An 8,027-nucleotide genomic window follows, 5' to 3' on the forward strand; every position below is an offset into this window, starting at 1 on the left:
GGCCGGGTGGCGGAGGAGCTCGTTCGCGGGGAGCTGACCACCGGAGCGGGAAACGACCTGGAGCGCGCAACGACGCTCGCCCGGAAGATGGTCTGCGAATGGGGGATGAGCGACAAGCTCGGCCCCGTGACCTTCGGGCAGAAGCAGGAGGCCATCTTCCTGGGCAGGGACTTCACCCGCCACCAGGATTACAGCGAGGCGACGGCGAGGGATATCGACCAGGAGGTTCACGGAATCGTGACCTCCTGCTACGAACGGGCGAGGACTCTGCTGCGGAACCATCTCGCGGTGCTGCACAACGTCGCCCAGACTCTCCTGGAGAAGGAAGTGGTGGACGGGGCGGAGATCCAGCGGATCATCGAGGCCGGGATCGGCCCCGGCGGAACGCCGGAAGAAGCGGGGGCGCCCGCCTGAGCGGGTTCCGCATCCCCGTTCCCGGGGGACGGCTCGACCTGTCGGGCCCTCCGGCGATCATGGGGATCCTGAACCTCACGCCGGATTCCTTCTCGGACGGCGGCTCCTACGGCACGGTCGAAGAGGCGGTGGAGCGGGCCTTGAGGATGGTTTCCGAAGGCGCCGCGATCGTCGATGTCGGGGGGGAATCCACCCGGCCCGGCTCGGAGCCGGTGACCGCGGAAGAGGAGCTTCGGCGCGTCCTCCCGGCGCTCCGGAAGCTTTCCGGGGCGACGAAGGCCCTTCTCTCGATCGACACGACGAAGGCGGCCGTCGCCCGCGAAGCGATCGCCGCGGGGGCGTCGATCGTCAACGACACGAGCGCGATGGCGGACGACCCGGAGATGGCGGGCGTCGTCAGGGATTCCGGATGCGCGTTGGTGCTGATGCACCGCAGGGGCCTCCCCGCGACGATGCAGCGCAACCCCCACTACGAGTCGCTGTTCGATGAGCTGATCCCGGAACTCTCCGCAAGGATCGAATTCGCCGTGGAGGCGGGAATCGACCGGGAGAGGATCCTCGTCGATCCGGGGATCGGATTCGGCAAGCGACTCGAGGACAACCTCGCCCTGCACCGGCACCTCGGGAAGCTTCGGGTCCTCGGAAGGCCGATCGTCTTCGGCTCGTCCCGGAAGGGATTCATCGGGACCCTGACGGGAACCGATCCGCGGGAAAGGGTCTTCGGCACGGCCGCGTCCGTGGCGGCGGCGGTGATGAACGGGGCGCACGTCCTGCGCGTCCACGACGTGAAGGAGATGCGACAGGTGATCCAGGTGGCCGCGGCCATTCGGGGGGACGCGGAGTGATCGACGGGCTGCTTTCCATCCGCGCCGTGGACGTCCTCGACATCCTCCTGGTTTCCTTCATCATCTACTGGATCCTCCTTTTCATCCGCGGGACGCGGGCCGTCCAGATGCTCATCGGACTGGTGGTCCTGATGGGCCTTTACGCCGTCTCCAGGAAATTCGGGATGGTGACCTTCCAGTGGCTCGTCGGCAACTTCCTCGGGAACCTCCTCGTCGTCCTCGTGGTCGTCTTCCAGAGCGAGATCCGCCGCGCGCTGGCCAAGATCGGGCAGTGGAGGCTGGCCGGAGGAAGGGGGAGGACGCCTGACCAGGAAGTGATCAACGAGGTGGTGGAATGCGCCTTCCTCCTGGCGCGCAGCCGCACCGGCGCGATCCTGCTGCTCGAGCGGGAAATCGGCCTCGAGGAGTATGTGGAGCACGGCAGGAAGCTGGACGCCATATTCTCCTGCGAGCTGGCGGAGTCGATCTTCAACGAGGGGTCCCCAATCCACGACGGCGCGGCGGTCATCCGGGGGAACCGCGTCGAGGCCGCGGGAATCATCCTGCCCATCCCTCCGCCCTCGAAGGAGACGCAGGGGATGGGGACCCGGCACCGCGCCGCATTCGGGGCCGCGTCCGAGACCGACGCCGCGGTCGTCGTCGTGTCCGAGGAGACCGGGAACGTCACGCTGTTCAACAACCGCCTCGTCCGGAGGGCCGACTCTCCGGAAGAGCTCAGCGACATGCTCCAGGCGCTCTATCGCGGAGACGGGGGGGCGGATGGAGGCGTGTGATCTCCTGAAAGCTCCGATGCGTTTCGTTCGCCGGAACCTCGCCCTGAAGCTTCTCGCCCTCGGTCTTGCGATCGTCACATGGTGGTTCGTCACGGGGGAGAGCAAGGTACTCGTAAGCTTCAACGTCCCTCTGGAGATCCGGAACCTTCCCGCGGGGATGACGCTGACGAACAAGGTCGAGACGCACGTGGAGGTGCGGCTGCAGGGGCCGTCCTCCATCCTCGCGGGTTTCAAGGCGTCGGAGATCTCCATGGCGCTCGATCTCTCCGCCGGGAAGCCGGGGAAGCAGATCGTGAAATTCGATCCCGGGGCGGTCCGGGTCCCGTCGGGGGTAACGGTGCAGAAGATCTTCCCGCAGGCCGTCGAAGTCGTCCTCGCGCGGACCGAGCGCAGGAGACTCCCCGTTTCCCTGAAGCTGAGGGGAGGGAAGTCGCTCCGGAACCGGATCGCCTCCATCGAGATCGATCCGAAAGAAGTCGAGGTGGAGGCGCTGCCGGAAGAGTTCTCCAGGATGCCGGTCGCGTACACCGAGGAGATCGTCCCCGACACCGGGGAGGACACCTTCGAAACGGAGGCCCGGGTGGACTTGCGGGAGCCGCATGCTAAAATCACCGGGGACCGGTACGTCCGCGTGAAGATCCGGTTCCGTCGATAGAGAGGAGTCCCCCGTGGCCAGAAAACTGTTCGGAACGGACGGCGTGCGCGGGGTGGCGAACACCGACCCGATGACGGTGGAGACCGCCATCGCCCTGGGCCAGGCCGCCGCCCACCTCTTCCAGGACAAGGGGGGAGGCCGCCGGAAGATCGTCATCGGTAAGGACACCCGGCTTTCCGGATACATGTTCGAGACGGCGCTCTCGGCCGGGATCTGCGCGATGGGAGGCGAGGTCCTGCTGGTCGGGCCGATGCCCACGCCCGGGATCGCCTTCCTGACCCACTCCATGCGGGCCGACGCGGGAGTCGTGATCTCCGCGTCCCACAACCCGTACCCCGACAACGGCATCAAGTTCTTCGGCAGGGACGGATTCAAGCTCCCCGACGAGGTGGAGGCCCGCATCGAGTCGCTGATGTACGGCGATCACCTGAAGGAGAACCGGCCTCCCTCGCCCGAGATCGGCAGGGCGCACCGCATCGACGACGCCACGGGGAGGTACATCGTCTACCTGAAGAACACCTTCCCCTCCCACCTGTCGCTGGAGGGGCTGCGGATCGTGGTCGACTGCGCCAACGGCGCCGCGTACCGGATCGCGCCCCAGGTGTTTACGGAGCTGGGGGCCGAGGTGATCACGATCGGAGTCTCTCCCAACGGGCTGAACATCAACGAGCAGTGCGGCTCCCTCTACCCCGAGATCGTCTCCCAGAAGGTGAAGGAGTCCCGGGCGGACCTGGGGATTTCGCTCGACGGGGACGCCGACCGCGTCATCCTCGTCGACCACCAGGGAGAGGTGATCGACGGCGACAGGATCATGGCGGTCTGCGGGGAGACGCTCGCGAAGAAGAAGAAGTTGGCGAGGAACACGGTGGTGGCCACCGTGATGAGCAATATCGGACTCGAGCTCTTCCTGAAGGAACGGAAGATCAAGCTGGTCCGCGCCCCCGTCGGGGACCGCTACGTGGTGGAGGCGATGCGCGCCGGCGGCTACAACTTCGGCGGGGAGCAGTCGGGGCACCTGATCTTCCTCGACCACGCCACCACGGGGGACGGCGTTCTCGCGGCGCTCCAGATGTTGGCGGTGATGGTGGAGAGGGGGAAGCGGGCCGCGGAGCTCGGCAGGGACCTCGTCACCTTCCCCCAGATGCTCCTCAACGTGCGGATGAAGCAGCGCATCCCGCTGGAGTCCATGAAAAGCTTCCAGAAGGCCCGGGGGGAATTCGAGAAGATGCTCCGGGGGCGCGGGCGGATCGTCGTGCGGTACAGCGGCACCGAGCCGCTTCTGCGGATCATGGCGGAAGGGGAGAACCGCTCCGAGGTCGAGGCGATCGTCAAGACTCTCGTCGAAAAGGCGAAAGAGGACGGGCGGTAGGCAAGTGCTCCAGTTCATAAATACGGTGAGCACCGAGAACGTCGATGCGCCGCATCCGGCAAGGCGCGCGACTGAGGCGTGCCGGGGAGCACGGTGAAGGAGCGCCCCTCTCCCGGACAAAATACGCTCCCTGGGGTACCCCCGGGAGCCGGTACCGGGGACCCTCTCCGGCATGAGGGGCACAACTCCGCCGGGGTCGGCAGCGATGCCCAAGGATGGGCAAGTGCCGCGGAGGCCATGGATGGCCGAGAGCGGCCGGCGTTCGAATGCCGCCGTATTTATGAATTGGAGCACTAGAATGGGGAAGCTGCTCGGAGTGAACATCGACCACGTGGCGACGCTGCGGCAGGCCCGTCGGGGGCGGGACCCCGAGCCGGCTGCGGCGGCCGCGATCGCGGAGCTCCACGGCGCGGACGGGATCACGGTCCACCTCCGGGAAGACCGGAGGCATATCCAGGACCGGGACCTTCACGTGCTCAAGGAAGTCGTGACCACGCGGATCAACCTGGAGATGGCGGCAACGGGGGAGATGGCGCGGATCGCCCTCGACCTCAAGCCGCATTCCGCCACGCTGGTGCCTGAGAAGCGCGAAGAGGTCACCACGGAAGGGGGTCTCGACGTGGCCGCGCAGATCGACTCCCTCTCCGGGACGATCGAGGCGCTCCGGAAGGCGGGCATCGTCGTCAGCCTGTTCATCGACCCCGAGCCGGAGCAGGTCCGCGCCTCCCGGCGCGCCGGGGCGGACGCGATCGAGATCCACACGGGCGCATACTGCGGCGCCTTCCGGGACGGAAGGACGGACGCCGAGCTCTCGAGGATCCGTACGGCGGCGGCGTACGCCGGGTCGCTCGGCCTTCGGGTGCTCGCGGGGCACGGGCTGGACGTCCGGAACATCGTCCCAGTGCTGCGGATCGCGCAGATCGAGGAATTCAACATCGGGCACAGCATCGTCGCCCGCGCCCTGTTCCTGGGGCTGCCGGCCGCGGTGAGGGAAATCGCCGACCTGGTCCACGGAGCGTGACGTGAACGCGATCCTCGGGGTCGGCGTCGACATCGTGGACGTGTCGCGGGTGAAAAAGCTTCTGGAGCGGCACGGGGATCGTTTCCTTTCGCGTGTCTTCACGGAAGGCGAACGGAAGTACGCCATGGGCGGGGCGAATCCCGCCGAGCGGCTCGCGGGGCGCTTCGCCGTGAAGGAGGCGCTGCTCAAGGCGCTGGGCACGGGGAAGTCCCAGGGGATCCTGTGGGTGGACATCGAGACCCTGCGGGGAACCGCGGGGAAACCCGTCGTCCATCTGCACGGCCAGGCGGTCCGCTGGCTGAAGTGGAAGGGGGGCGGAGCCGTTCACGTTTCCATCGCCCACGACGGAGGAAACGCGATCGGGTTCGTCATCCTGGAAAAGGCCGGAGGAGCGAAGGAATGAAGGTGGCATCGGCGCGCCAGATGGCGGAACTGGACCGGGTGGCGATCCAGCATTACGGGATCCCCTCCCTCGTGTTGATGGAGAACGCCGGCAGGGCCTGCACCGACCGGATCCTGCGCCTCCTCGAGGAGAAGGTCGTCGCCCCGCAGGAAGCCTCCGTGGCGGTAGTCTGCGGCAAGGGGAACAACGGCGGCGACGGGATGGTGATCGCGCGCCACCTCCACAACCGGGGAGTATACGTGGAGGTCTTCCTGCTGGGGGAGACGGAGGAGCTGTCGAAGGACGCCGGAGCGCAGGCCGAGATCCTGAAGCGGATGGATCTGGAGATCCGGGTCATCCGGGACACGGAAGGGGTCGAGGACCTGCGGACCTACCTGGAGGAGGTCCACCTTTGCGTGGACGCCATCTTCGGAACCGGCATCTCGTCCCCGCTGTCCGGGACCGTGCGGGAGGTGGTGGAGGTGATCAACCTGTCGATGGCCACGGTGTTCGCCGTCGACATCCCCAGCGGCATCGACGCCTCCACGGGGCGGATCATGGGCGAGGCCATCCGGGCGGATTACACGGGCACGCTCGGGCTGCTCAAGCTCGGAAACGTGCTCCTTCCGGGCTCCATCCACTGCGGGGAGACCGAGATCTACGACATCGGGATCCCGTCGAGGGCGGTCTTCGAAGCCGAGATCAAGACCGAGACGCTCGAGGAGCAGGTCGTAAAGAGCATGCTTTCCGTTCGCCCCCCCGATTTCCATAAGGGGGACGCGGGCCGGGTCTACATCGTTGGCGGATCCCCCGGGATGACTGGCGCCCCCTGTCTCGCCGGGATGGCCGCGCTCCGGATGGGGGCCGGGCTGATCACGACGGCGGTGCCGGCGTCGCTGCGCCCGATCGTCGAGGCGAAGCAGATGGAAGTTATGTGCGCGGGGGTCCCGGATGGAGGCGGGGGATACTTCACGCCGGAGATGATCCCCGCGCTGCTGGAAACCATCGCGCGGGCCGACTTCGTCGTGATCGGCCCCGGACTCGGCATGACGGAGAGCATGTCTGCGTTCCTCAAGGAACTGCTCCCCCGGATCAAGGCCCCGTTCCTCCTCGACGCGGACGCGTTGAACGCGCTGGCCGGACAGCCGAACCTGCTCCAGAGCGCCGGCGCGCCGTGCATCATCACCCCGCACCCGGGGGAGATGTCGCGGCTGACGCAGGAATCCATCGACGCGATCGAGGCCCACCGGCTCGACTCGGCCCGGCACGTGGCGGAAGAGGAAAGGGTCACGGTGATCCTGAAGGGGGCACGGACGGTCGTGGCGACCCCCAAGGGAGACATCTTCATCAACACGTCCGGGAACCCGTACATGGCGTCGGGCGGCATGGGGGACGCTTTGACCGGCATGGTCGCCGCGCTCGCGTCCCAAGGGCTTTCTCCCACGGACGCGGCCTGCGCGGGAGTATTCCTCCACGGCCTGTCCGCGGACCTGCTGGTCCGGGACCATCCGATGACGCCGGTCACCGCGACCGATGTGATCGGGAACATCAAGGGCGCGCTGCAGCACACGCTCGACGAGGCGCCGCGCGAAGAGTGATTTTTCCGCTGCGTTCCGGGTCCCCCGAAGACACCTTCGAAATCGCCCGCATCCTGGGGGAGGAGCTCGTCCCCGGGGACGTGGTGGGGCTCACGGGCGACCTGGGCGCGGGAAAAACCTGCTTCTGCAAGGGGATCGGCGCCGCCCTGGGGATCCTTCCCGACAGGGTGGTCAGCCCCACCTTCACGATCGTCACCATGCACGAAGGGATCCCCTCCCTGGTCCACGTGGATGTATACCGGATCGACAGCCTGCGGGAGGCGGAGGAAATCGGACTGGACGAGACGCTGTCCGGCAGGGGGCACGCGGTCTGCGTCGTCGAATGGGCCGAAAAAATCAGCGGATTGTTGCCAACGGACTGCATCCGGGTTAAATTGACGATCTCCGGAGAGAGCGGCCGGGAAATCTCGGTTGCCGCCCCCGACACCCGGGGGCTCGACCGGTTCCGGTCCCGTACCAAACGTTTCCAGCCAGGAGGTTGAACCAGGCGATGGCACTCATCGTTCAGAAGTACGGCGGCACCTCGGTCGGGACCATCGAGAAGATCAAGAACTGCGCGAAGCGGGTCGCGAGGACGAAGGACGAGGGGAACGACGTGGTGGTCGTCGTCTCCGCCATGTCCGGGGAAACGAACCGGCTGCTCGGCCTGGCCCACCAGATCGCCGAGATCCCGAACGAGAGGGAGCTCGACGTCGTCGCCTCCACCGGGGAGCAGGTGACGATCGGCCTCCTGTCCATCGCTCTGACCGAGATGGGGTACAAGGCGAAGTCGTTCTGCGGCTTCCAGATCCCCATCACCACCGACGCCGCCTACGTGAAGGCGCGGATCAGGACCATCGAGGGCGAAACCATCCGGAAGGCGCTGAAAGACGGGTACATCTGCGTCGTCGCCGGATTCCAGGGGATCGACGATACGGGATCGATCACCACGCTGGGCCGCGGCGGCTCCGACACCAGCGCGGTGGCCGTC

10 protein-coding genes are annotated in these 8,027 nt (G+C 66.9%); all 10 read left to right on the forward strand.

Annotation, left to right across the window (positions count from 1 at the left end):
* Positions 1-414: cell division protein FtsH (locus AB1346_01460; protein ID MEW6719097.1), on the forward strand; the 414-nt coding region annotated here is incomplete at its 5' end.
* A 59-nt stretch (positions 415-473) separates the two neighbouring features.
* On the forward strand, positions 474-1,259 hold the full coding sequence (folP, locus tag AB1346_01465; protein ID MEW6719098.1) for a dihydropteroate synthase: 786 nt from the start codon (positions 474-476) through the stop codon (positions 1,257-1,259).
* Positions 1,256-2,032, forward strand: coding sequence for a diadenylate cyclase CdaA (gene cdaA / locus AB1346_01470; GenBank protein MEW6719099.1), 777 nt, complete (start codon positions 1,256-1,258; stop codon positions 2,030-2,032). Before folP ends, cdaA begins: the two co-directional genes overlap by 4 nt.
* 16 nt (positions 2,033-2,048) lie before the next feature.
* Positions 2,049-2,687 (forward strand): CdaR family protein, encoded by a 639-nt coding sequence (locus AB1346_01475; protein MEW6719100.1) that lies wholly within the window; start codon positions 2,049-2,051, stop codon positions 2,685-2,687.
* Positions 2,688-2,700: 13 nt separating this feature from the next.
* Positions 2,701-4,056: a phosphoglucosamine mutase gene (gene glmM, locus AB1346_01480; GenBank protein MEW6719101.1), complete on the forward strand. Its 1,356-nt coding sequence runs from the start codon at positions 2,701-2,703 to the stop codon at positions 4,054-4,056.
* A gap of 298 nt (positions 4,057-4,354) precedes the next feature.
* The gene (locus AB1346_01485) at positions 4,355-5,077 is read left to right on the forward strand and encodes a pyridoxine 5'-phosphate synthase (protein MEW6719102.1); all 723 of its coding nucleotides are present in this window, start codon (positions 4,355-4,357) and stop codon (positions 5,075-5,077) included.
* Between the two features lies 1 nt (position 5,078).
* A complete protein-coding gene (gene acpS, locus AB1346_01490) occupies positions 5,079-5,480 on the forward strand; it encodes a holo-ACP synthase (protein ID MEW6719103.1) in 402 nt (133 codons plus the stop codon).
* The gene (locus AB1346_01495; protein MEW6719104.1) at positions 5,477-7,057 is read left to right on the forward strand and encodes an NAD(P)H-hydrate dehydratase; all 1,581 of its coding nucleotides are present in this window, start codon (positions 5,477-5,479) and stop codon (positions 7,055-7,057) included. Before acpS ends, AB1346_01495 begins: the two co-directional genes overlap by 4 nt.
* Positions 7,054-7,539 (forward strand): tRNA (adenosine(37)-N6)-threonylcarbamoyltransferase complex ATPase subunit type 1 TsaE, encoded by a 486-nt coding sequence (gene tsaE / locus AB1346_01500; GenBank protein ID MEW6719105.1) that lies wholly within the window; start codon positions 7,054-7,056, stop codon positions 7,537-7,539. Before AB1346_01495 ends, tsaE begins: the two co-directional genes overlap by 4 nt.
* 8 nt (positions 7,540-7,547) lie before the next feature.
* The coding region (locus AB1346_01505; protein ID MEW6719106.1) for an aspartate kinase at positions 7,548-8,027 on the forward strand (480 nt) is incomplete at its 3' end.

Source organism: Thermodesulfobacteriota bacterium, assembly GCA_040758155.1.
In the GTDB taxonomy this organism is placed as follows: domain Bacteria; phylum Desulfobacterota; class Deferrimicrobia; order Deferrimicrobiales; family Deferrimicrobiaceae; genus UBA2219.